Source organism: Methylobacterium crusticola (assembly GCF_003574465.1).
Taxonomy (GTDB): Bacteria; Pseudomonadota; Alphaproteobacteria; order Rhizobiales; family Beijerinckiaceae; genus Methylobacterium; species Methylobacterium crusticola.
On record NZ_QOWC01000009.1, the window covers coordinates 1 to 21,094 of the forward strand.

The window sequence follows — 21,094 nt, forward strand, 5'->3', positions numbered from 1 at the left end:
CGTCGCGGCGGCCCCGCGCGAGGCGCGCGCGCGCCGTCCGGGCCGGGGGCGGGTCCGGAGCGCGGCGGCCGGCCCGGCGGGATCCGGTGCGCGATCGGAGTTCCGTTCCACGAAGCCTCCTCCCTCCAGACGCCTGCGGAAACCGACGATGCGGACCGAGCCGACCCCACCGTCTCCCCGCATCCGCCGGCCTCCCGCCCCCTCCCGGACGGGAGCCGGGCGGGCATGACGACGAGCCCGCCGATCCCGGTCCCGGGCGCCGACGCGGCGGTCCGGCGGCTGTCGGGCTTCGCCGCCCTGGCGCCGGGCGACGAGGCGTTCCTGCGCCAGGTCACCGCCAAGGCCGCGAGCGTGCCGGCCCGGACCGAGCTCGTCCGCGACGGAGACGCCTCGCCGCGCCCCCAGATCCTGGTCGAGGGCTGGGCCTGCCGGCAGCGCCTCCTCGCCGACGGCCGGCGCCAGATCGTCGTCATGCTGCTGCCCGGCGACCTGATCGGGTTCGCGCAGCGCCGCCGCTCCCTGCCCTTCGGGTCCGTGGTGACGCTGACGCCGGCCCAGGTCAGCGACGCCGGCGCCCTGCTGAGGGCCGTGCAGGCCTGCGAGTCGCGGCTCGCGGAGGCCTGCCGGCAGGGGCACGAGCTCGAGGAGATCTGGCTGATCAACCAGGTCGTGCGGCTCGGGCGCCAGACGGCCTACGAGCGCGTCGCGCACTTCCTGATCGAGCTGCGCGAGCGCCTGGCGGCCATCGACCGGGTGCACGAGAACCGGTTCGCCTTCCCGATCACCCAGGAGATCCTCGCCGATGCCCTCGGCCTGAGCGTCGTGCACGTCAACCGCACCATGCAGCAGTTGCGGCGCGACGGCCTGATCGAGCAGCGCGCCACCGCCATCAGCTTGCGCGACCTGCCCGCCCTGATCTCGATTGCCGACTACGTCTCGCCCGGCCGCCCGCCCTGAGTTGGGTTGATGTTGCGGTTAGCGGACCACGGATATTCACAAAAGTGAAGGCGCTGGTCCGAAACACCAATCAGACTAACAAGTGTTGCGGCAATTCTTGCCGGACCGTCCCGGCTGGCCCGGTCTCGACCGGGTGGACGACCAGTCGGGATGTTGCTGAGGCCCCCAAGTCGACTTCTCCGCCCTGCTCGCTCCCGCCGGCAGGGCCTCTTTTTTGCCCGTGGCCGCCGCCGGGCGCGGGCCCGGGGCGCGCCGATGTCGCGTTGTGCCGGGGCGGGAACCTGACATCCTCGGGCACGGATCCGCCGATCGCGCAGGGAGCGTCCCGTGGAGGATTACCGGGCTGAGCTTCGGCGCCAGGTCCGCCTCGGCGACATCGCGACCGGCGAGGCGGCGGGGGCCTGCCTGCCCGGCCTGCTGCGCCGGCTCGCCCACCACGAGCGGCGCGTGGCCAAGGGCCCGCGCTTCCTGCGCCTCTACCATCTCTGGAGACGGCGGCGCCTCAGGCTCCAGGTCGCGGATGCGCGCTGGCACGTCGAGCAGGGCCGCGCGGCGCGGATGGGGGACCTCGCCGGCCGCCGGTGAGGGCGGCGCGACCCGGGGTTGCACGCGGCCGGTCCGGCAAGTCTCGCGCGCAACGAATCGTAAGAACCCTGGGGGCTAGGGTGCGGGACGGCCGCCGCACGGATTGCCCCCTCATGTCCAGCCCCCTGACGGTCCTGATCGCCGATGCCGACGACGAGATGCGTCGGCTCCTGGCGGACGCGATCAGGGCCGAGGCGCCCGACGCGACCGTCCGCGAGGCGACGAACGGCGTCGACCTGCAGCGGGCCCTCGAGCGCGACCGGGTCGACCTCGTCTTCGTCGACGTGGTCCTGCCCCAGACCGACGGGGCGGCGATCGCGCGCTGGCGGGCCGAGGCCGGCCGGCACAGCATGGTGATCCTGGTCTCGGACCTGCTCTCGCCGCGCTGGCCCTCGATCGCCACGCATCTCGGCGCCTACGACGTGCTGCTGAAGCCCGTCGGCGGGCGGCAGGTGCGCAACGCCGTCGAGGCCTGCCGGGTCATCCGGCGCACCCTCAGCCTCCTCGTGGTCGACCCGAACCGGGCCACGCGGGCGGTCATCCGGCGGCTCCTGGACCAGAGCCACTTCTCGTTCGAGGTCGTCGAATCCGAGGGCGGCCGCCGCGCCGTCAACCTCGCCCGCCGGCGCCTGTTCGACATCGCGATCATCGACATGGCGCTGCCCGACTACCCGGCCCTCGAGGTCGCCTGCCAGATCCAGGACCGGCAGAGCGCCACCAAGCTGATCATGATGGGGGTCGACCTCGACGCCGAGACGAGCCGCTTCGACACGTTCGGGATCGCGGGCCTGCTGCGCAAGCCGTTCCACTTCGTCGACATCGACAGGACGGTCCACGCCGCCTTCGGCCTGTGGCGCCCCTACCTGATCAACGCGCTCCAGGCCGAGCAGGCCCGGGCGGTGCAGCGGCCGCCAGGCGCGGCGCAGCGCGGCGCCGCCCACTGAGGAGCCGCCTCACGCGGCCCACCCGACCACGCTCCCGCCCGCCCCGGCGAGGGCGCCCTCGCGCAGTTCCAGCACCAGGAACCGGGCCGGATCGACCGGGCCCGGCAGCGTGAGGCGGCGCGGGGGCACGACCCGGAAGCCGAAGCGGGCGTAGTAGGGCGCGTCGCCGACGAGCAGCACCAGCCCGTGGCCGCCCGCCCGCCCGGCCTCGAGCGAGGCCCGCATCAGCGCGCCGCCGATGCCGCGGCTGCCGAAGGCGGGATCGACCGTGAGCGGCCCGAGCACCAGCGCGGGGGCGTCCCCGGCGCGGGCCGGCGACACCCGCACCGAGCCGACGAGCAGCGTGCCGACGAGCGCCGTGAAGGACAGGTCGGGCAGGTGCGCCACCCCCTCGCGCAGGCGGTAGGCCGTGCGGGCGAAGCGGCCCGGCCCGAAGGCGCGCTCGTGCAGGCGCTCGATCGCGTCGCCGTCGCGCGCGGTCTCGGGGCGGATGACGAGGGGAAGCGTGGTCACGGCTCGATCAAACTCGCGGCGGGCGTCGGGACGGGCGTGGCGGCGGGCTCAGCCGATCCGTCGTCGCGCCCCGCCCCGCCGCCGCATCGACCCGCTCCCGCCGGACGCCGGGAGGGCTCCGCGGCGGCGGGATAGCAGCGCGCGCCGCGAAGCGCAAACGGGCTCTGGCACGGGGCTGGCATCCGGTCTCCCGCGCCCCCGTTTCTCCCGCGCCCCCGTTCCGGCCCGCGCCGGCGCGGGCGGCGCCGGCGGGAACGCGGCCCTTGCCTGCGGGCCGGCATTGCGGGTTAGCTGGGGGCCGGACGCCCGAAGGAACACGCCACGATGAAGCTCAGGTCGCTGTTCGCCCTCGCCGTGACCGTCACGGGGCTGACCGTCGCGGGGTTGACCGTGACCGCCGCCGTGACCGGCGCGGCCCGCGCCGAGGACGCGGTGCCGGCCACGGTCAGGATCGCCACCGAGGGCGCCTACGCGCCCTACAACTTCACCAAGCCGGACGGCAGCCTCGACGGCTACGAGATCGAGCTCGGCCGCGAGATCTGCGCCCGCGCCAAGCTCCGGTGCGAGTTCGTGGCCCAGGACTGGGAGGGAGTCGTCCCGGGCCTCCAGGCCAGGAAGTTCGACGCCATCATGTCGGGCATGACCATCACGGAGGCGCGCCTCAAGGTCGTGGACTTCTCGCGCCCCTACAGCGGCGATTCCTCGGGCCTCGCGGTCGACCGCGCCGGCCCCCTCGCCAAGCTGCCCCTCGGCGGCCAGAAGTTCAGCCTCCTCGACGAGGCCGAGGCGCAGAAGGCCATCGACGCGATCAAGCCGCTCCTCAAGGGCAAGACCGTGGGCGTGCAGGTCTCGACCATCCACGCCGCCTTCCTCGACCGCTACCTGAAGGGCGTCGTCGAGGTGCGGGAGTACAAGACGACCGAGCAGCACGACCTCGACCTCTCGGCCGGCCGCCTCGACGCGATCTTCGCCAACGACGCGCCCCTGCGCGCCACGGCGGAGAAGCCCGAATTCGCCGACACCGTGATGCTGGCCGGGCCGCGCTTCCGCGGCGGCGTGCTGGGCAAGGGGGTCGCCATCGGCCTGCGCAGGGGCGAGGCCGCCCTCAAGACGCGGCTCGACGAGGGCATCGCCTCGGTGATCGCCGACGGCACCCTCAGGACCCTGTCGATGAAGTGGTTCAAGGCCGACATGACCCCGCAGGGCTGACGCACCCGCGATGAGCGCCCTCACGCTCCTCGGCTTCGGGGCGGGCGGCTGGGGCGCCGCCCTCCTGGCGGCGGCCGCCACCACCCTCGCCCTGGCGCTGTGCGGCTTCGCCGCCGGGGCCGTCCTCGGCGCCGCCGCGGCGGCCGCCAAGCTGTCGGGCGCCGCCCCCCTGCGGGCGCTCGCCGACGTCTACACCACGGTCCTGCGCGGGGTGCCGGACCTCCTCGTGATCTACCTCCTGTACTTCGGCGGCAGCACGGCGCTCGGCACCGTCGCGGGCTGGTTCGGGGCCACGGGCTTCGTCGGGCTGCCGGCCTTCGGGGTCGGCGTCGCGGCGCTCGGCATCATCTCGGGCGCCTACCAGGCCGAGGTGTTCCGGGGCGCCACCCTCGCCCTCGACCGCGGCCAGCTGGAGGCGGCCCGCGCCGTCGGCATGCACCGCGGCCTGATGCTGCGCCGGGTCGTCGCCCCCCTGGTCGCCCGCACGGCGCTGCCCGGCCTCGGCAACGTCTGGCAGATCCTGCTCAAGGACTCGGCGCTGGTCTCGGTGACGGGCCTCGTCGAGCTGCTGCGCCAGGCCCAGGTCGGCGCCGGCTCGACCCGGCAGCCCTTCACCTTCTACCTCGCCGCCGGCGCCCTCTACCTCGCCATCACGTCGCTCTCGACCTGGGGCTTCTCCCGCGCCGAGACCCGGGCGCGCCGGGGCCTGCCGTGATCGACCTCGACTTCCTCGCCGCGACCGTGCGGGCCCTCCTCGCCGGCGTGCCGGTCACGCTCGGCCTCACCGCCGGGTCGGTGGCCTGCGGCGGGGCGCTGGCGGCGCTCGCGGCCTTCGGGCGGCTCGCGGGCGGGCCCGTACCGGACGGGCTCGCGCGCCTCTACGTCTTCGTGTTCCGCGGCACGCCGCTCCTCGTGCAGATCTTCCTGATCTACTACGGCCTCGGCCAGTTCCGCCCGAGCCTCCAGGCCATGGGGCTGTGGGGCTTCTTCCGCGAGCCGTACTGGTGCGCGCTGCTCGCCCTCTCGCTCAACACCGGGGCCTACACGGCCGAGATCCTCCGGGGCGGCATCCTGGCGGTGCCGCACGGGGCGCTCGTCGCCGGCCGCGCCTGCGGGATGCCCCGGCTCCTGCTGTTCCGCCGCGTGATGCTGCCGCTCGCCGCCCGCCAGGCCCTGCCGGCCTACGGCAACGAGGTGATCTCGGTCGTCAAGGCGACGTCGCTCGCCTCGACGATCACGCTCCTGGAGATCACCGGCATCGCCCAGAAGCTCATCGCCCAGAGCTTCCGGGCGCTCGAGGTCTTCCTCTGCGCCGGCGCCTTCTACCTCGCCGTCACGTTCGTCGTCATCGGCCTCGTGCGCGCCGCCGAGGCCTGGCTCGCCCCCGACCTGCGCCCCCGGCCGGCCGTGGCGCCCCGCGCCGCCTGACCACCCCGGATCCCGCCATGCTCGCCCCCAGCCCCACCCGCCCCGAGGCCGTCGCGGTCCGCGACCTGCACAAGCATTTCGGCGCCCTCGAGGTGCTGCGCGGGATCTCGCTCTCCGCCCGCGAGGGCGAGGTGGTGGCGATCCTGGGCTCCTCCGGATCGGGCAAGTCGACGCTCCTGCGCTGCATCAACCTCCTGGAGGTGCCGGAGGCCGGCGAGGTGGTGGTGGGCGACGAGGCCATCCTGTGGCGGGCGCGGAGCCGGGGCCGGGTGCCGGCCGACGCCGCGCAGGTCGACCGCATCCGCTCGCGGGTCGGCATGGTGTTCCAGAGCTTCAATCTCTGGTCGCACCGCACCGTGCTGGAGAACGTCATCGAGGCGCCGGTCCACGTCCAGCGCCGGCCGCGGGCCGCCTGCGTGGCGGAGGCCGAGGCGCTCCTGGCGAAGGTCGGCATCGCCGACAAGCGCGACCACTACCCGGCCCACCTCTCGGGCGGCCAGCAGCAGCGCGCCGCCATCGCGCGGGCGCTCGCCATGCATCCCCGCGTGCTCCTGTTCGACGAGCCGACCTCCGCCCTCGACCCGGAGCGCGTCGCCGAGGTGCTGCGGGTGATGCGGGCGCTCGCCGAGGAGGGCCGCACCATGCTGGTCGTCACCCACGAGATGGCGTTCGCCCGCGACGTCGCCCACCGGGTGGTGTTCCTGCACGAGGGCCGCATCGAGGAGGACGGCCCGCCCGACGCCGTCTTCGGCGCCCCGCGCTCGGAGCGCTTCCGGCAGTTCCTGGCGCGGGGCGGGTGAGGGCCGGCCCGCGCCTCAGCCCCGCGCCATCGTCACGTCGAGCTGCGGGCGCTGGTTGATGGTCTGGAACACCACGCAGTAGCGCTCGGTGAGCTTCAGGAGCTGGTCGAGCTTCTCCTGGGGGGCGTCCGCGTCGACCTCGAAGGCCAGGCGGATCGCCCGGAAGCCCACCGGGGCGCCCTTGTCGACGCCGAGCGTGCCCCGGAAGTCGAGGTCGCCCTCGGCCTTCACCAGGCCCTTGCGCAGGGGGATCTCGAGGGCGGTCGCGACGGCCTTCAGGGTCACGCCCGCGCAGGCGACGAGGGCCTCGAGCAGCATGTCGCCGGAGCAGAGCTCGGCGCCCGAGCCGCCGCTCGCCGGGTGCAGGCCCGCGACCGCGAGGGCGCGGCCGGTCTCGACCTTGCAGGCGATGCCGCCGTCGTCGAGGGAGCCCTGCGCCGTCAGGGTGACCACCGCGGCGTCCGGCTCGGAGCGGTAGCGGTCCTTCAGCGGGGCCTGGAGCGAGCGCAGTTCGGTGGCGTCCATGGTGTCCTCCCGGGGTGTCGGTCCGGCGCGGCTTAGCACTCCGGACGGCGCGGCCGCCAGGGCCCGCCGCGGGCGCTCACCACCAGAGCGCCGTGGCGTCGGGCCGGGCGCCGGCCGGCGCGTCGTCCGGGCGCAGCGAGCGGTCGAGGCTGGCCAGGACCTGGCGCGCGGCCGCCTCGCTGCCCGGCGAGGTCGGCTGGCGCGGGCGGCTCAGGGCCAGCGGGATGGTGTCGTCGATCCGGCCGGGCTTTGGCCGCAGCACCACGACCCGGTCGGCGAGCGCCACCGCCTCGGCCACGTCGTGGGTGACGAGGAGCACCGTGGGCCGGCTCTCCTCCCACAGGGCCAGGAGGTGGCGGTGCAGCCCGGCCCGGGTGAAGGCGTCGAGGGCCGAGAACGGCTCGTCGAGGAGCAGCACCTTCGGGGCGGCCACGAAGGCGCGGGCGATGGCCACCCGCTGCTGCTGCCCGCCCGACAATTCCCGCGGCCAGCGCCCGGCATGCTCGGCGAGGCCGACCCGCTCCAGGGCGTGCGCCACCCGGGCGCGGCGCTCCTCCCGCGCCAGGGCGGACAGGCCGAAGGCCACGTTGCCGGCGACGCTGAGCCAGGGCAGCAGGCGCGGCTCCTGGAACACGATGCCGACGCCCGGGTGCGGGCCCGCGATGGCCTCGCCGTCGAGGCTGATGCGGCCGGCGCTCGCCCGGTCGAGCCCGGCGATGAGGCGCAGCAGGGTGGTCTTGCCGCAGCCCGAGCCGCCGATGAGCGCCACGATCTCGGCCGCCCGCACGGTCAGGGCGATGTCGGCGAGCGCCCGGGTCCCGTCGGCGTAGGTCTTGGAGAGCCGGTCGAGGACGAGCATCTACAGGGTCTCGCGGGCGGTGTCCTGCCAGCGCGCCAGCGGACGGGTGAGCGCCACCAGCACGGCGTCGCAGAGCTTGCCCAGGACCGCGAAGGCGATGATCGCGGCGACGATCTGGTCGGGCTTGCCGAGCTGCTGGCCGTCGAGCAGGAGGTAGCCCAGGCCCTCGGAGGCGCCGAGCAGCTCGGCCGCGGCCACGAACATGAAGCCGAGCCCGAGGCCGGTGCGCAGCGCCACCACGGCGGCCGGCAGCACCGCCGGCAGCAGGATGCGGCGGGCGAGCGCGGGCCGGGTCAGCCGGAAGACGCGCCCGACCTCCACGAGCTTGCGGTCCACCGACGCGATGGCGCCCGCGACGCCGAGATAGACGGGGAAGAACACCCCGACGGCGATTAGGGTGACCTTCGAGGTCTCGAAGATGCCGAACCACAGGATGAACAGCGGCACCCAGGCGATGGAGGGGATCGCCCGCAGGGCCTGGAGGCTCGGGTCGAGGAGCCGGCGCGCCAGCGGCAGCGTGCCGGTGAGCGCCCCGACCGCGATGCCCGCGAGGGCGCCGAAGCCGAAGCCAGTCGCGACCCGCACGAGGCTCGCCGTCACGTGGACCCAGAGCTCGCCCGTGGCGGCGAGCCCCCAGAGCGTGCCCAGCACCCGGCTCGGCGGCGGCACCAGCCGCCCCTGCGCCAGGCCCGCCCGCACCGCCGCCTCCCAGCCGAGCGCCAGGGCGAGCGGCAGGACGAGGCCGAGGAGCGCCCGCCCGCCGGGCAGGCCCGCGGCGCGCGCCCGCGGCGCCGCGACCGCGAGGCCGGGATGCGGGGAGGCCTCCATGCCGGCGCCGCGCGTCAGCGGGCGGGGGCGTTGAAGCGCCGGTCGATGAGCGCCTCGACGGCGGCGCCGACATCGGTGCCGGCCGGGATCACGCCGGCGTCGAGGAGCGCCGTGCCGGCGTCCAGGATCGTCTCGGCCTGGAGCGGGCCGATCTCGGAGCGCGACAGGTCCGTGCGCTCGAGCTGGCGCGCCACCACCGGCTCGGGCAGCCGCGTCGCCGCGACGAGGATGCGCCGCAGTTCGTCCGGCTGCGTCAGGGCGAGGGTGCGTGCCTCCTCGTAGGCGGCGAGCACCTTGCGGGTCACGTCCGGGCTCTGCTTGGCGAAATCCTCCCGGACGTTGAGCACGCCCCAGGTGTTGGCGGCGGCGTCGCGGTGGAACAGCACGTCGCCGTTCTCGATCTCCGCCGCCGCCATGATCGGGTCGAGGCCCGCCCAGGCATCGACGTCGCCGCGGTCGAGGGCCGTGCGGCCGTCGGGGTGCTGGAGCAGCACCAGCTTGACGTCGCGCTCGCTGAGGCCCGCCCCGCGCAGGGCCCGGATCAGGAAGATGTGCGGATCGGTGCCCCGGGTGACGGCGACGCGCCGGCCCTTCAGGTCCTTCACGCCGGCGATGCCGGTGCCGGGCCGGGTCACGAGCGCGGTCCATTCCGGGCGGGAGAAGACGTAGACGGCCCGGATCGGGTTGCCGTTGAGGCGCGCGAGCAGGGCCGCGGCGCCGGCGGTCGAGCCGATGTCGATCGAGCCGGCGTTGAGGAATTCCAGGGCCTTGTTGGACCCGAGGGACTGCACCCAGCGCACGCCGACCCCGTCGCCGGCCAGGGCCTTCTCGAGGAAGCCCTTCTCCTTCAGGACGAGGCTCACGGGGTTGTAGGTCGCCCAGTCGAGGCGGACCTCCCGCACCCCCTGGGCGCCCGCGCCGTCGCGGGTCGGGAGCAGGGCGGCCGCCCCGAGGGCGCCGATCAGCGCGCGGCGGTGAATGGGCATGGTCACTCCCCTGGTCGTTCCTGTCCCGGGCATCGGACCCGACTATGCGACGTCGTTCTTTCTGTCAAACGATCCGGACGGAGTGACGGATCCGGCGCCCGCGGGCGCCCCTCCCGCCCCGGGTCGCTCCGCGGCACCGGGATGATTGGCTTTCCGGTGGCCGGGTGCGAAACAATCGCGGGACGCGCCGTGACCCGGGCGCCCCTTCCTCCCCTTGGGTATGACCGCGGGACCGCATGTACGATTGCGCCGCCGACCTCGCCGCGCTCCTCGCCGGCATCGACCAGTCCATGAGCGACCCGACGCGCCTGCGCGAGCGGCTGGTGCCGGAATTGCGGCGCATCATCGAGGAGGGGCGCGCCGACGCCGAGCAGCGCCTCCTGCGCGAGCGCGACGGCCACGCCTGCGCGGGGCGCCTGTGCGGCCTGATGGACGCGGTGATCCGCACGATCTACGACGCTGTGGTGAAGCGGCTCTACAGAGCCGACAACCCGACGGCGGCCGAGCAGATCGCCGTCGTGGCGACCGGCGGCTACGGCCGCGGCACCCTGGCGCCGGGCTCCGACATCGATCTCCTGTTCCTGCTGCCCTACAAGCAGACCGCCTGGAGCGAGAGCGTCGTCGAGGCGATGCTCTACGTGCTGTGGGACCTGAAGCTCAAGGTCGGCCACGCCACCCGCTCGGTGGCGGAGTGCCTGCGCGAGGGCCGGGCCGACATGACGGTCCGCACGGCGCTGCTCGAATCGCGCTTCCTGTTCGGCGACCGCGTCCTGTTCGACGAGCTCGCCTCCCGCTTCGACCGCGAGGTGGTGCAGGGCACGGCGGCCGAGTTCGTCGAGGCCAAGCTCCGGGAGCGGGACGCCCGCGTCGCCAAGAGCGGCGCCTCGCGCTACCTCGTGGAGCCCAACGTCAAGGACGGCAAGGGGGGCCTGCGCGACCTCAACACGCTGTTCTGGATCGCCAAGTACACGTTCCGGGTCAAGGAGGCCGAGGACCTCGTCGAGGCCGGCCTGTTCACGCCCGACGAGTTCCGGCTGTTCCAGCGCTGCGACGAGTTCCTGTGGCGGGTGCGCTGCCACATGCACTTCGCCACCGGACGGGCCGAGGAGCGGCTGTCCTTCGGGCTGCAGCCGCGCATCGCCGAGCGCCTCGGCTACGGCGCCCGCGGCGGCCTCGCGGCCGTCGAGCGCTTCATGAAGTCCTACTTCCTGATCGCCAAGGACGTCGGCGACCTCACCGCCATCGTGTGCGCCGAGATGGAGGCGCGCCACGCCAAGCGGCCCCCGGTGCTGAACCGCTGGTTCGGCCACTTCAGGCAGCGCTTCCGCGCGCCCGACCTCGAGGCGGACGAGTTCCGCATCCACACCGGCCGCCTCAGCGTGCGCAGCGACGACGCCTTCGAGCGCGATCCCGTCAACCTGATCCGCCTGTTCTGGCTCTCCGACCGGCACGACGTGGCGATCCACCCGGATGCGAGCCGGCTCGCCACCCGCTCCCTCAGCCTGATCGGCCCGATGGTGCGCGTCGACCGGGAGGCGAACCGGCTGTTCCTCGAGCTGCTCACCTCGCAGAACGCCCCCGAGACGGTGCTGCGGCACATGAACGAGACCGGCGTGCTCGGGCGCTTCGTGCCGGATTTCGGCCGCATCGTCGCGATGATGCAGTTCAACATGTACCACCACTTCACGGTGGACGAGCACCTGATCCGCTCCCTCGGCGTCCTGGCCAAGATCGAGTCCGGCGACATGGAGGACGAGCACCCCCTCGCCCACAGGATCGTCGGCACGATCCAGAACCGCCGCGCCCTCTACGTAGCGATGTTCCTGCACGACATCGCCAAGGGCCGGAAGGAGGACCACTCGATCGCCGGCGCCGCGGTGGCGCGCAAGCTCGGCCCGCGCTTCGGCCTCGACGCGGCCGAGACCGGCACCGTGGCCTGGCTCGTCGAGCACCACCTCCTGATGTCGATGACCGCCCAGAGCCGCGACCTCTCGGACCCGAAGACGATCGAGACCTTCGCGGGGGTGGTCCAGAGCCTCGAGCGCCTGAAGCTCCTCCTCGTCCTCACCATCGCGGACATCAAGGCGGTCGGGCCCGGCGTGTGGACGGCCTGGAAGGCGACGCTCCTGCGCACCCTCTACTACGAGACCGAGATGGTCCTGTCGGGGGGCCACTCGGAGATCCCGCGCACCGACCGGGTGCGGCTGATCCAGATGCGCCTGCGCGAGCAGCTCACCGACTGGGCGGCCGAGGCGTTCGACGCCTACGCGGGCCGGCACTACCCGCATTACTGGCTCAAGGTCGACGCGCCCCGCCAGCTCAAGAACGCCCGCTTCATCCGCGCCACCGTGGCCGAGGGGCGCACGGTCGCGACCGCCTACGAGACCGACCAGTTCCGGGGCGTCACCGAGCTCACCGTCTACTCGCCCGACCACCCGCGGCTCCTCGCGATCCTCACGGGGGCCTGCGCGGCGGCGGGCGGCAACATCGTGGACGCCCAGATCTTCACCACGGCCGACGGCTTCGTGCTCGACACCATCGTGCTGTCGCGGGCGTTCGATCGGGACGAGGACGAGCTGCGCCGGGCCGGCCGCATCGCCACCGCGATCGAGCGGGCGCTCAAGGGCGAGATCCGGATCGCCGAGCTCGTGGCCGACCGCCACCCGCGCAAGGACCGGCCGCGGACCTTCCAGGTCGCGCCCGACCTCTCGATCGACAACGCCCTCTCGGCCCGGGAGACGGTGCTGGAGATCTCCGGCCTCGACCGGCCGGGCCTGCTCTACGACCTCACGACGGCCCTGAGCCGGCTCAACCTCAACATCACCTCGGCGCACGTCGCCACCTTCGGCGAGCGGGCCGTGGACGTGTTCTACGTCACCGACCTCACCGGCACCAAGGTGACCCAGCCCGACCGGCAGGCGACGATCCGCCGGGCCGTGATGGCGGTGTTCGAGGCCGAGCCGCCGGCCGGGCAGCGCGCCGGCGGCGCCCGGCGGTCCGGGACGGCGCGCGCCCGGGCCGGCGCGGCGCTCCCCGGCGGCGAAGCTTGATTTCGCCGCGCGCGCACCTGATATCAGCCCATCCCCGATCCTTGTTCTGGAACCACGATGACGCCGAACGACACGGAGAATGCCGCGCGGGCCACGTCGACCGAAGCCGACCTCGCCGAGGCCGCCGCGCCGGAGCCCGCACCCGACGCGGTCGCGGCCCTCGAGGCCGAGAAGCTCGACCTGAAGGACAAGCTGCTGCGCGCCCTCGCCGACATGGAGAACATGCGCCGGCGGACCGAGCGCGAGGTGGCGGACGCCCGCACCTACGCGGTGACGAACTTCGCCCGCGACATGCTGAACGCGGCCGACAACGTCCGCCGCGCCCTCGAGAGCGTGCCGGCCGAGGCCCGCGCCGGCGCCGAAGGGGCGCTGAAGGCGCTGATCGACGGCATCGAGCTGACCGAGCGCGACCTCGTCAAGACCCTGGAGCGCCACGGGGTGAAGCGCGTCGACCCGCAGGGCCAGCGCTTCGACCCGAACCTGCACCAGGCGATGTTCGAGGTGCCCAACCCCGACGTGGCGGGCGGCACCGTCGTGCAGGTGGTGCAGACCGGCTACGTCATCGGCGAGCGGGTCCTGCGCCCGGCCCTCGTCGGCGTCGCCAAGGGCGGCCCGAAGGCGGCCGAGACGCCCGCCGAGGCGTGAGGCCGGGGCGGGCGCCCCTCCCCGCGCCCCGCGGCGCTCGGCTTCAGGCCCCGCGCCGCGGCTCCCCTCACGCCCGCCCGCGCCGCCCCTCCACCAGCCACATCGCCAGCACGGCCGCCGCCAGCGCCGCCAGCGCCGCGAGACCGAGGGCGAGCGGGTAGACCGAGACGCCGCGCACGACCGCGCTGTCGCTCGGCCGGAACCCGATCCAGTCGGCGCCGGCGAGGCGCCCGGACCGGGCGACCTGCAGGCGCGGCACCGCCACGCCGCCGTTGGCCTCGGCGACCCGGCGCACGGAGCCCCCCGTCGCCTCCGCGACCGGGCGCAGGCGCTCGGTGTCGCTGAACACGTCCACGAGCTCGCGCGGATTCGCCGGCCCGACGCTCACGAAGGCCACGAGGTTGCCCGAGCGCAGGGTGTGGAGCCCGAGCTCCTGGGCCTCGAAGGTGGCGGCGAAGAGGCCGGGCCGGTCGGGATCGAGGGCGAGGGTGCGGCTCCTGCCCGTCGGCGTCGTCACGGTGACGGGATCGGTCGCGTCCGCCATGGTCTGGCGCTCGACCCGCACCTCGCGGCCGTGCCCCGTGGCTACGGCGCGCAGCGCCTCCTCCTCCAGGGCCGGCTCCTTCATCAGCCAGTGGGCGAGGCGCCGCAGCAGGTCGAGGTGGGGACCGCCCTCCTGGTAGCCCCGCGCCCAGAGCCAGGCGTGGTCGGACAGGAGCAGCGCCACCCGGCCCTTCTCCTCGCGGGAGAGCGCCAGCAGCGGCATCGCGTCGGCCCCCGCCATGATCGGGGTCACGCCGGGCCGCACCTCGGCCCCGATCAGCCGCAGCCAGTCGCCCCAGGCGGGGGGCGAGGCCTCCGAGCCCGGCAGGTCGCGGGTGACGGGGTGCCTCTGGCCGCTGCCCGTGAGGGCGGCCTTGTAGGGCCGCTCGACCACCCGGCCGTTCGGCTCGCCCGGCAGGATCGCGGCGAGGCGGGTGCGGGCGAGGCTCGAGGCCGAGGCGAATTCGGGCCCGGCCGCGATCAGCAGGGCCCCGCCCTCGCGCACGTAGCGCACGATGTTGTCGAAGTAGCTCGACGGCAGCACGCTCTGGTTGGCGTAGCGGTCGAAGATGATGAGATCGAAGTCCTTGATCTTCTGCTGGAACAGCTCGCGGGTCGGGAACGCGATCAGGGACAGCTCGGAGATCGGGGTGCCGTCCTGCTTCTCGGGCGGGCGCAGGATGGTGAAGTGCACGAGGTCGACGTTGGCGTCGGACTTGAGGAGGTTGCGCCAGGTGCGCTCGCCCGCGTGCGGCTCGCCCGAGACCAGCAGCACCCGGAGCTTCTCGCGGATGCCCTCGATGGGCAGCACGGCGCGGTTGTTGGCGGTGGTGAGCTCCCCCGGCAGGGCCTCGGCCTCGATCTCGACCACGTTGGGCCCGCCGTGCTCGACCCGGAGCGTCAGGGAGAACGGCCGCCCGGTGCGCACCACCTGGCGCACCACCTCCTCGCCGTCGCGCCGCACCGTGACCACCGCCGAGCCGGTGCCGCCCCGCTCCATCACCTCGGCCCGGACGGTCTGGTCGCGCCCGACGATGCCGAAGCGCGGCGCCTCGATCAGCCGGATCTGGCGGTCGCGCTCGTCCGGGTGGCCGGTGACCAGCACGTGTAGGGGCGCCTTGAAGCTCAGGGCCGCGACGCCCGCCGGGATGTCGTGGACCACGCCGTCGGTGAGCATCACCACGCCGGCGAGCCGGTCCGGCGGCACGTCGGAGAGGGCGTTCGAGAGGGCGGTGAACAGCCGCGTCCCCTCGTCGCCGCCCGCCTCCGGCACCTCGACGAAGCGGGGCTCGATCTCCGCGAGGGTGCCGAGGCGGCGCTGCAGCTCGGCCTTGACCCGCTCGGTCGTCTCCGGCCGGTCGCCGAGCCCCTGCGAGCCGGAGCGGTCCACCACCACGGCGACGACGTCCCGGACCGGCTCGCGCTCCTCCTGGACCAGGGACGGGTTGGTGAGCGCCGCCAGCACCAGGGCGAGGACGAGCACCCGCAGCAGCGCCACCGGCCCCCGCGCCGCGAGCGCGAGCGCGGCCATGACGGCCACGAGCCCGGCGAGGGCCCACAGGACCGGGATCGGCACCAGGGGCGACAGGCTCACGCTCAGCATGCGGAAGGGTCCTCACTGCCCCGGATTCCCGGCGCCCGGACGGGAGGGCGGTCCCGTCCGGGGAAGCGGTCCCGCGGCCTCGTCTCGCTGCGGCCGGCCCTCACTGGCCCAGCCGCTCCAGCAGGGCCGGCACGTGGACCTGGTCCGCCTTGTAGTTGCCGGTCAGCGCGTACATGACGAGGTTGACCCCGCCCCGGAACGCCATCTCGCGCTGGCGCGGGTCGCCGCCGACCAGGGGATAGAGCGCCTCGCCGCGCCGGCCCATGGCCCAGGCGGAGGCGAGGTCGTTGCCCGTGATCACGATGGGCGAGACGCCGTCGCCCGCCCGCGCCGGGCGGCGGTCGGTGCCCTCGCCGGCCGGCGGCAGGGTCTCGACCCAGGTCTGGCCGTTGGCGTAGCGGCCCGGGAACGTGTCGACGAGGTAGAACGCCTTCGTCAGGACGTGGTCGCGGGGCACCGGCTCGAGCTCGGGCACCTCCAGGGTCGAGAGCATCCGCTGGAGGTAGAGGCCCTCGGGCGTCTGCGGGCCGCCGGAGCGGGCCGTCATGGCGTCGCGGGTGTCGAAGATCACCGTGCCGCCGTTCTTCATGAAGGCGTCGATGCGCCGGATGGCGAGGGGGCCGGGCAGCGGCCGGCTCGCCACGATCGGCCAGTAGATCAGGGGGTAGAACGCGAGCTCGTCCCGGGCCGGGTCCACCCCGACCGGGTCGCCGGGCTCCAGGGCCGTGCGGCTCGCCAGCATCTGGGTCAGGCCCGCGAGGCCGGCCCGGCTGGCCTCGTCCACCGCCGCGTCGCCCGTCACCACGAAGGCGATCCGGGTGACGAGGGCGGCCTCGACGCCGTTCGGCCGGCCGGCCTCGGCGGCGCGGGCCGGGGGCGGCCCGGCTGCGAGGGCGAGGAGGCCGACGAGCCAGAGGGCCGCGGCGGGGCGGCGGCGCAGGCGGGCCGCCATCAGGCCGAGGAAGCCGCCGAGCCAGAGGCTCGCCAGGGTGTCGAGGGTCAGGAGCGCGAGGGCCGCCGCGAAGAAGGCCCCGCGCAGGTCGCGGGTGCGGGCCTGGTCGAGGCCGCCGAAGCGGGCGCCCGTCAGGGCGGCGAGCCCGAGGGTCTTGAGCCGGTCGTCGGGCCGCAGGGCGTTGACGGCGAGCCCGCCGTCGAGCGGGCCGTAGAAGCCCGGCGGGTGGTCGGCCGTGGCGCGGTCGACGAAGGTCGCCGGCACGGCCCGGGCCGTGGCGGGCGGCGGCTTCAGGCTGCCGAACCCGTCGAGGGTGAGCCGCGGCGCCAGCACCGGCGGGGCCGCGCCCGGGGCCCCGCCCGCCGTCGGCGGCGCGCTGCCGGCGAGGGCGAGGGTGCGCCGCAGCATGTCGACGAACAGGCCGGAGAGCGGCAGGTTCGACCAGGTGGTGTCGGCCGTCACGTGCACCAGCACCACGAGACCCTCCCCGCGCTTGGCCGCGGTCACGATGGGGGTGCCGTCCTGGAGCGAGGCCCAGGTCCGGCGGGCGAGGTCGCCGTCCGGCTCCGCCAGGATCTGGCGGCGCACCCCGATGTCGGCCGGCGGCGCGAGGCCCGCGAAGGGGCTCTCGGGCGAGAAGGGCGCGAGGGTGCGGGGGCTGTCCCAGGACAGCGTGCCGCCGAGCACCCGGCCGCCGCGGCGCAGGCGCACCGGCACGAGGTCGTCGCTGCCGGCGGCGAGCCGCGGGCCCGCGAAGCGCAGGAGCAGCCCCCCCTTCTCGACGAAGGCCGCGACCCGCTCGAGCGTCGCGGCGTCGAGGGCCCCGACATCGGCCAGCACCAGCACCGAGGCCTGGGCGTCGAGCATCTGCCCGATCGCCTCGGAGACACCGCGTCCGCCGCGCGGTTCCTGCACGTCGGCGAAGGGGATCAGCGCCCGCGACAGGTAGTAGGTCGGCGAGAGCAGCGGCTGGGCCTGGTCGCTGGTGCCGCCGAAGACGAGGCCGACGCGCCGGCGCCGGCCGCGCTCGTCGGCGAGCACCACCGCGGCGGCGGAGCGCTCGCCCGCGACCTCGAAGCGCGCGATGCCGTTGCGGATCTCCACCGGCAGGTCGAAGCCGACGGCGGCCGTGACGGCGCCGGCCGCGAACGCGAAGCCGGCCTCCGCGAGCGGCAGGCCCTTGGCGTCGAGCGCCCGCACGAGCCCGGTCTCGCGGCCGTTCGGCTCCGCCCGCACCACCGTCACGCCGAGGCGCCCGCCGCTGGCGTCGGGCCCCGCGAGGGCGAGGAGCGGCGGGTGCTCGGCCCGCAGCACCGTGACGGAGCCGCCGCTGCGGGCGAGCGCCTCCGCGAGGCCGGCCGGGAAGGCGTCGCCGTCCGGGCCCGCGACCCCGTCGTGGATCCACACGACGGCGCTGCCCGGGGCCCGCTCCAGGAAGGCCGCGACGGCGGGAAGGTGGCTCGCGCGGTCGGCGAGGTGGGGCTGGGGCGCGACGGCGCGCAGGTGCTCCAGGGCCGGGCCGGGGCCGGTCGCCTCGAGGCCCGCGGGCAGCGCCGCCGTGGCGAGGAGCGCCACCGGGCGCCCGGCCCGGGCCGCCGCCTCGACCTCGTCGGTGGCGACCCGGACGCGCTCGCGCCAGTCGTGGGCGGCGCTGGCGCCGTTGTCGAGGATCAGCAGGAGCGGCGTGCGGGCATCGCCCGTCCCGCCGGCGCGGGGGTTCCAGACCGGCCCCGAGACCGCCAGGATCAGGCAGGCGGCGGCGAGGAGGCGGAGCGCCAGGAGCCAGGGCGGCGTGCGGGCGGGCGTCTCGCGCTCGGGCAGCAGGTCGGCCAGGATGCGCAGCGGCGGAAAGTCGATCCGCCGCGGGCGCGGCGGCGTGACCCGGAGCAGGTACCAGAGCGCCGGCAGGGCGAGGAGAGCGGCGAGGGCCGCCGGTGCGGCGAAGCTGAGGGGCAGTCCGAGCATCAGGGCGCCTCTCTCAGGCTCCGCCGCGGGCGGCGGCGACGAGGGTCACGAGGCGGAGCGCCACCTCGCTCGCCGGACGGTCGGTGCGATGGAGGCTGAAGGTCCAGCCCTGGCCGCGGGTGATCTCCGCGAGGGCGTCGCGATGCGCCCTGATCCGCGCGCGGTAGGCCTCCCCCCAGGCGGCGGCGTCGCCGACCCGCAGCGACAGGCCGGCCTCGAGGTCGTGCAGCTCGGCCTGGCCGGAGAACGGGAAGGTCTCCTCGACCGGGTCGACGATCATCACGAGGTGGCCGCGGCTGCCCCCGGCCGCGATGGCCGCCACCGTGGCGCGCACGGCCTCGGGCGGGCTGAGGAAGTCGCCGATCAGCACGACCTCGTCGAAGCGGGCCACCGGCGCGCGGGGCGGCAGGTCCTCGTCCAGCCCCGACGCGTCGGCGACGAGGGACTCGGCGACGCGCTCCACGATGGTGCGGGCGGCCTGCGGCCGGGTGAGGCCGAGGAGGCCGACGCGCTCCCCCGCCTCCACGAACGTGTCGGCGAGGGCGAGGCCGAGCACCAGGGCGCGCTCGACCTTGGGGGCCTGCGCGAGGGAGGAGGCGAAGCCCATCGAGGCCGAGCGGTCGACCCAGAGCCAGACGTTGTGGGCGGCCTCCCACTCGCGCTCGCGGACGTAGAGCCGGTCGTCGCGGGCCGAGCGGCGCCAGTCGATGCGGCCCGCCGCCTCGCCGGCCACGAAGGGCCGGAACTGCCAGAAGCTCTCCCCGGGCCCGGCGCGGCGCCGGCCGTGCAGGCCGTGCGACAGGGTGGCGGCGACGCGGCGCGCCTCCAGGATCAGGCGCGGCATGCGCTCGGCGAGCGACAGGGCGCTCTCGGTCTCGCGGCGTCCGGGCGAGCGGTCCGGGGCCTCCAGGACGCGCGTCGAGGCCATCTGCGGTCAGAGCCGCGCGACGAGGCGGCCGATCAGGCCGGGGATCGTCTCGCCGTCGGCGCGGGCCGCGAAGGTGAGGGCCATGCGGTGCTTGAGCACCGGCTCGGCGAGGGCCGCCACGTCCTCGACGGAGGGCGCGACCCGGCCCTCGATCAGCGCCCGGGCGCGCACGGCCAGCATGAGGGCCTGGCTGGCGCGGGGGCCCGGCCCCCACAGCAGCTTCTGCGCCACGCCGGCATCGCCCCCCTCCGGGCGGGCGGCCCGCACGAGGTCGAGGATGGCGTCGACCACGGCGTCGCCGACGGGCAGGCGGCGCACCAGGCGCTGGGCGGCGAGGAGCGCGTCCGTGGACATGACGGCGCCCGGCCGGTGCTCGTCGGCGCCGGTGGTCTCGATCAGGATGCGCCGCTCGGCGGCGCGGTCGGGGTAGCCGACGTCGATCTCGAGGAGGAAGCGGTCGAGCTGCGCCTCGGGCAGCGGGTAGGTGCCCTCCTGCTCGATCGGGTTCTGGGTCGCCAGGACGTGGAACGGGCGCGGCAGGTCGTGGCGCTCGCCGGCGACGGAGACGAAGCGCTCCTGCATCGCCTGGAGCAGGGCCGACTGGGTGCGGGGGCTCGCGCGGTTGATCTCGTCGGCCATCAGGAGCTGGCTGAAGATCGGGCCGCGCACGAACCGGAACGAGCGGTGCCGGTTCTGGTCCTCGTCGAGGATCTCCGTGCCGAGGATGTCGGAGGGCATCAGGTCGGGCGTGAACTGCACCCGGCGCGCATCGAGCCCGAGGACGGTCCCGAGGGTCTCGACGAGCTTCGTCTTGGCGAGGCCGGGCAGGCCGACGAGGAGGCCGTGCCCCCCCGCCAGCAGGGTGACGAGGGCGAGGTCGACGACCGTCTCCTGCCCGAAGATGACCTGGTGGATCGCGTCGCGGGCGCGGCCGACGGAGTCGAGGCAGGATTCCGCCGCCGCGACGATGCCGTCGTCCAGGGCGGTCGCTGCGGCCGGCGCGCTGCCATGTGTCATGCGGTATCCTCGTGCTCGTCCGTGCCCGGACGCCAAAAACCACCCCGGTCCGCGAATGTGGAGCCCTTCGGCCCCGCGTGGCAAGGTTGGCGCGACGACGCAGGGCCGCCCCGTTCCCCGGCATCCGGTCCCGGCGGCCCGCATGCATGCGCCGGACCACGGCCGGCATCGCCTCCTCCTCCGGGAGATCCGGCCGCGGGGGCGTCCGCCCGGTTGCGGGCGCGGTCGCCCGCCCGTATTGGCCCTGCCATGACCGATCACGATCCCGCCACCGGCTGGCACGCCTTCACCGATCCGGGCTTCATCGACCTCGTCGGCCCCGTCCTGATCCGCGAGCGCGCACCCGGTGCCCCGCCGGCCTTTGGGTTCCGGGCCGAGCCCAAGCACGCCAACCTGATCGGCGTGGTGCAGGGCGGCATGCTGATGACCTTCGCCGACCGGGCCCTCGGCGTCGCCGCCATGGAGGCCGCGGGCGGGGCGAACTGCGTCACGGTCCAGTTCGAGATGCAGTTCGTCTCGGCCGGGCGGATCGGCGCCTTCGTCACCCTCGTGCCCGAGGTGGTGCGCCGCACCGGCAGCCTCGTCTTCATGCGCGGCGACGCCCGCTGCGACGGGAGCGTCGTGGCCGCCGCCACGGGCGTCTGGAAGATCCTGCGCCGCCGCCCCGAGGCGGCGCCGGCCTGACCTGCCGCCGGCGCCGCCCCTTCCGGCTCGTGCGCCGCGATCGTGCCGCCGCGGCACCCCGTCCCGCCGGGCC

The 21,094-nt window shown here is 75.1% G+C and carries 19 protein-coding genes; 10 read left to right on the plus strand and 9 right to left on the minus strand.

The genetic code is table 11. From position 1 onward, the window contains the following. The first annotated feature begins 225 nt into the window (after positions 1 to 225). The 3 genes from DT057_RS09615 to DT057_RS09625 all read left to right on the plus strand — a co-directional run bounded on the left by DT057_RS09615 (position 226) and on the right by DT057_RS09625 (position 2,486). A complete protein-coding gene (locus tag DT057_RS09615; protein ID WP_128561872.1) occupies positions 226 to 957 on the plus strand; it encodes a Crp/Fnr family transcriptional regulator in 732 nt (243 codons plus the stop codon). 327 nt (positions 958 to 1,284) lie between these two features. Next, a complete protein-coding gene (locus DT057_RS09620) occupies positions 1,285 to 1,542 on the plus strand; it encodes a hypothetical protein (RefSeq protein WP_128561873.1) in 258 nt (85 codons plus the stop codon). Positions 1,543 to 1,655: 113 nt separating this feature from the next. Then, entirely contained in the window at positions 1,656 to 2,486 is an 831-nt protein-coding gene (locus DT057_RS09625) for a response regulator (RefSeq protein WP_128561874.1), read from the plus strand. 9 nt (positions 2,487 to 2,495) lie between these two features. Here DT057_RS09625 and DT057_RS09630 read toward each other — a convergent pair whose 3' ends face one another. Then, positions 2,496 to 2,999: a GNAT family N-acetyltransferase gene (locus DT057_RS09630; RefSeq protein ID WP_128561875.1), complete on the minus strand. Its 504-nt coding sequence runs from the start codon at positions 2,997 to 2,999 to the stop codon at positions 2,496 to 2,498. A gap of 324 nt (positions 3,000 to 3,323) precedes the next feature. On the opposite strand from DT057_RS09630, the gene DT057_RS09635 reads away from it, so the two are divergent. The 4 genes from DT057_RS09635 to DT057_RS09650 are packed head-to-tail and all read left to right on the plus strand — an operon-like array spanning position 3,324 to position 6,436. Then, the gene (locus DT057_RS09635) at positions 3,324 to 4,208 is read left to right on the plus strand and encodes a transporter substrate-binding domain-containing protein (RefSeq protein WP_128561876.1); all 885 of its coding nucleotides are present in this window, start codon (positions 3,324 to 3,326) and stop codon (positions 4,206 to 4,208) included. A gap of 10 nt (positions 4,209 to 4,218) precedes the next feature. Then, on the plus strand, positions 4,219 to 4,923 hold the full coding sequence (locus tag DT057_RS09640) for an ABC transporter permease (protein WP_128561877.1): 705 nt from the start codon (positions 4,219 to 4,221) through the stop codon (positions 4,921 to 4,923). After that, a complete protein-coding gene (locus DT057_RS09645) occupies positions 4,920 to 5,636 on the plus strand; it encodes an ABC transporter permease (protein WP_128561878.1) in 717 nt (238 codons plus the stop codon). The genes DT057_RS09640 and DT057_RS09645 overlap by 4 nt, the downstream gene beginning before the upstream one ends. Positions 5,637 to 5,653: 17 nt before the next feature. After that, a complete protein-coding gene (locus tag DT057_RS09650) occupies positions 5,654 to 6,436 on the plus strand; it encodes an ABC transporter ATP-binding protein (protein WP_128561879.1) in 783 nt (260 codons plus the stop codon). Positions 6,437 to 6,451: 15 nt separating this feature from the next. On the opposite strand, the gene DT057_RS09655 is transcribed toward DT057_RS09650, so the two are convergent. The 4 genes from DT057_RS09655 to DT057_RS09670 all read right to left on the minus strand — a co-directional run bounded on the left by DT057_RS09655 (position 6,452) and on the right by DT057_RS09670 (position 9,634). Then, complete coding sequence (locus tag DT057_RS09655) at positions 6,452 to 6,961, minus strand: OsmC family protein (protein WP_128561880.1); 510 nt, start codon at positions 6,959 to 6,961, stop codon at positions 6,452 to 6,454. A gap of 76 nt (positions 6,962 to 7,037) precedes the next feature. Continuing rightward, positions 7,038 to 7,820, minus strand: a complete 783-nt coding sequence (locus tag DT057_RS09660; protein WP_128561881.1) for an ABC transporter ATP-binding protein — start codon at positions 7,818 to 7,820, stop codon at positions 7,038 to 7,040. After that, the gene (locus DT057_RS09665) at positions 7,821 to 8,648 is read right to left on the minus strand and encodes an ABC transporter permease (protein ID WP_128561882.1); all 828 of its coding nucleotides are present in this window, start codon (positions 8,646 to 8,648) and stop codon (positions 7,821 to 7,823) included. A gap of 14 nt (positions 8,649 to 8,662) precedes the next feature. Next, positions 8,663 to 9,634 carry an aliphatic sulfonate ABC transporter substrate-binding protein gene (locus DT057_RS09670; protein ID WP_128561883.1) on the minus strand — a complete coding sequence of 324 codons (972 nt, stop codon included), beginning with the start codon at positions 9,632 to 9,634 and terminating at the stop codon, positions 8,663 to 8,665. 236 nt (positions 9,635 to 9,870) lie between these two features. Between DT057_RS09670 and DT057_RS09675 the strand changes: the two genes are divergently transcribed. Further along, complete coding sequence (locus tag DT057_RS09675; RefSeq protein ID WP_128561884.1) at positions 9,871 to 12,684, plus strand: [protein-PII] uridylyltransferase; 2,814 nt, start codon at positions 9,871 to 9,873, stop codon at positions 12,682 to 12,684. A gap of 57 nt (positions 12,685 to 12,741) precedes the next feature. After that, on the plus strand, positions 12,742 to 13,329 hold the full coding sequence (gene grpE, locus DT057_RS09680; RefSeq protein ID WP_128561885.1) for a nucleotide exchange factor GrpE: 588 nt from the start codon (positions 12,742 to 12,744) through the stop codon (positions 13,327 to 13,329). A gap of 67 nt (positions 13,330 to 13,396) precedes the next feature. Here grpE and DT057_RS09685 read toward each other — a convergent pair whose 3' ends face one another. From DT057_RS09685 to DT057_RS09700, 4 genes are all read right to left on the minus strand, one after another. Next, positions 13,397 to 15,475: a hypothetical protein gene (locus DT057_RS09685; protein ID WP_128561886.1), complete on the minus strand. Its 2,079-nt coding sequence runs from the start codon at positions 15,473 to 15,475 to the stop codon at positions 13,397 to 13,399. Positions 15,476 to 15,575: 100 nt separating this feature from the next. Then, positions 15,576 to 18,392: a DUF4159 domain-containing protein gene (locus tag DT057_RS09690; protein WP_128561887.1), complete on the minus strand. Its 2,817-nt coding sequence runs from the start codon at positions 18,390 to 18,392 to the stop codon at positions 15,576 to 15,578. Positions 18,393 to 18,405: 13 nt separating this feature from the next. Beyond that, the gene (locus tag DT057_RS09695; protein ID WP_128561888.1) at positions 18,406 to 19,320 is read right to left on the minus strand and encodes a DUF58 domain-containing protein; all 915 of its coding nucleotides are present in this window, start codon (positions 19,318 to 19,320) and stop codon (positions 18,406 to 18,408) included. A gap of 6 nt (positions 19,321 to 19,326) precedes the next feature. Continuing rightward, positions 19,327 to 20,337, minus strand: coding sequence for an AAA family ATPase (locus tag DT057_RS09700; protein WP_128561889.1), 1,011 nt, complete (start codon positions 20,335 to 20,337; stop codon positions 19,327 to 19,329). Positions 20,338 to 20,586: 249 nt separating this feature from the next. Here DT057_RS09700 and DT057_RS09705 point away from each other — a divergent pair, with 249 nt between their 5' ends. Next, positions 20,587 to 21,021: a PaaI family thioesterase gene (locus DT057_RS09705; protein ID WP_128561890.1), complete on the plus strand. Its 435-nt coding sequence runs from the start codon at positions 20,587 to 20,589 to the stop codon at positions 21,019 to 21,021. The last annotated feature ends 73 nt before the right edge of the window (positions 21,022 to 21,094 follow it).